The sequence below is a fragment of the Mycobacterium sp. genome (assembly GCF_049802695.1).
In the GTDB taxonomy this organism is placed as follows: Bacteria; Actinomycetota; Actinomycetes; order Mycobacteriales; family Mycobacteriaceae; genus Mycobacterium.
Map to the genome: position 1 here is coordinate 1 of NZ_JBARMY010000073.1, position 2,007 is coordinate 2,007.

A 2,007-nucleotide genomic window follows, 5' to 3' on the forward strand; every position below is an offset into this window, starting at 1 on the left:
CAGTCTGCAAGGTAACTCAGACGCAACAGATTTGATGATTGCCGAGCCGCGCGGCGTGGTGGCGGTGCTAACGCCGTGGAATGATCCGGTCGCCGTGGCGGCCGGACTTCTGGGCGCCGCGCTGGTCACCGGAAACACCGTGGTTCACAAGCCCAGCGAACGCTGTCCGCGCACCGGCCGACGATTCGCCGAACTGGTGGCCGGACACCTACCCGCCGGGGTGCTGCAGATCGTCGATGGCGATGCGTCCGTCGGCGCCCGGCTGGCCGCGGCCCAGGAAGTCGACGTTGTCGCTCACGTCGGCAGCAGCGCCACCGGGCGCGAGATCGCCCGCGCGTGCGCCGAACGCGGCGCGAAGGCGCTGCTGGAAAACGGCGGGAACGACGCGCTGATCGTCGATGCCGGGGTAAAGCCGCGCTGGGCCGCCGGACAGGCCGCGCTCGGTGCGTTCGCCAACGCGGGACAGATATGCGTTTCGGTTGAGCGCATCTACGTCGTCGAGTCCGCCGCCGCCGCGTTCGTGGAGTCGCTGGTGGCCGAGGCCGGCGCGTGGGCCGGCCGGATCGGCCCACTGGTCGACGAGCGCCAGCGCGACCAGGTGCATCGACACGTCGCCGATGCGGTGACGAAGGGAGCCCGAGTCCGCATCGGCGGTGAGCCGCAGCCGGGTCCGGGTTCGTTTTATCCGCCGACCGTGCTGACCGACTGCAACCCGCAGATGCTGGTGTTCCAGGAGGAGACTTTCGGGCCGATCGCGCCGGTACGGGTCGTCCGCGACTTTCCGGCTGCGCTGTCCGAGGCCGCCGACGATCGCTACGGACTGGCCGCCACCGTGTTGACGGCCGACATGGCGCACGCGCAAGCAGCCTGGCGGACGCTGCCAGTAGGGACCGTCAAGATTAACTCGGTATTCGGCGGTGCCCCGGGCGGCGCGTCAGAACCCCGGCGAGCCAGCGGCACCGGATTCGGGTTCGGCCCCGAATTGCTCGACGAGATGACCGCGATGAAAGTGGTGCACTGGTCGCCGCCGGGCGAATGAACCTTCAGGCTCAGACGTGGCTTAGCCGCTCTTCTTGACCTCGAGTACCCGCTTGCGAAGGCCTTCGGTTGCGGTGTCCATCAGACCTTTCGCACCCCTCTTGACCAAGAAGCCGGGCAGTGGCGCGACGAGGTCGACGGTCAGATCAAGCCGGACGCGGGTATTGTCACCCTCGGACGTCAAGGTGTAACGGCCCTCCTGCGCGCGCTGCTGTTTTGAGCTGAGCAACGTCCAACTGACGCCGTCGTTGTGCACGCTGTAGGCCAACTCTTGTTCATCGCTGACACCGACGAGTTTGACCACCTGCCGTGACTTGCTCGGGTGGCCCTCATCGTCGCGGGCGAGAACTTCGACCGTTTGGTGAGCCGACGACCACTCGGGCAACGACTCGATGTCGAACAACACGTTCATGATCTCGTCGGGGGTTGCTTCAATGACGACTTCGCGCGACTCAGTGACAGCCATGCCCGACACTTTGCCAGCGGGACACCGCTCGAAACAAGTTGTCCCTGCGGTGATTGCGCGGAGTCACGGGCGGCCATACGGCTGAGCAGCGGCGCGGGTTTAGGGGCTTCCAGGGCGGGTAGGCGTGAGGAGTCCGTGACGCATCTATCAAAGGGAATCATTATGGCGACCGGGGAAACCGGATTCGGCGACGTCGAGTTCGACCTCATCTCAGTGCAGTACCACTCGCTCAAAGCCGGCCACGACTACGGGCAGTATGTCCGTGATGCGAAGAACGCCGGGGCCGACGATGTGGTGTCGTTCTTCGAAGAGGTGCAATCGCAAGACTCAGAACGGGCCAAGCGCGCTCACGAGCTGCTCGTGAAGTTGGAGAAGTCCAGCTAGACATCCCAGGTGCGTAGGTTGTCAAGCGGCTTGGATTTCGGGGCCGGTTTGACGGTGTGCCCAGGCTTGGTGTTCGTTGTAGTGAGTTCGGTGGCGTAGGCAGCCGTGGAGGATGCCGA

The 2,007-nt window shown here is 65.3% G+C and carries 3 protein-coding genes; 2 read left to right on the top strand and 1 reads right to left on the bottom strand.

What is annotated here, in order from left to right; genetic code table 11:
• Nucleotides 1–1,039, top strand: a 1,039-nt coding sequence (locus WA317_RS02650) for an aldehyde dehydrogenase family protein (protein ID WP_425171562.1), incomplete at its 5' end; no start/stop codon positions are given.
• Nucleotides 1,040–1,060: 21 nt separating this feature from the next.
• Here the strand turns inward: WA317_RS02650 and WA317_RS02655 are convergent.
• Nucleotides 1,061–1,504: an SRPBCC family protein gene (locus tag WA317_RS02655; protein WP_425171563.1), complete on the bottom strand. Its 444-nt coding sequence runs from the start codon at nt 1,502–1,504 to the stop codon at nt 1,061–1,063.
• Nucleotides 1,505–1,666: 162 nt separating this feature from the next.
• On the opposite strand from WA317_RS02655, the gene WA317_RS02660 reads away from it, so the two are divergent.
• Entirely contained in the window at nt 1,667–1,888 is a 222-nt protein-coding gene (locus tag WA317_RS02660; protein WP_425171564.1) for an acyl carrier protein, read from the top strand.
• Nucleotides 1,889–2,007 lie beyond the last annotated feature (119 nt).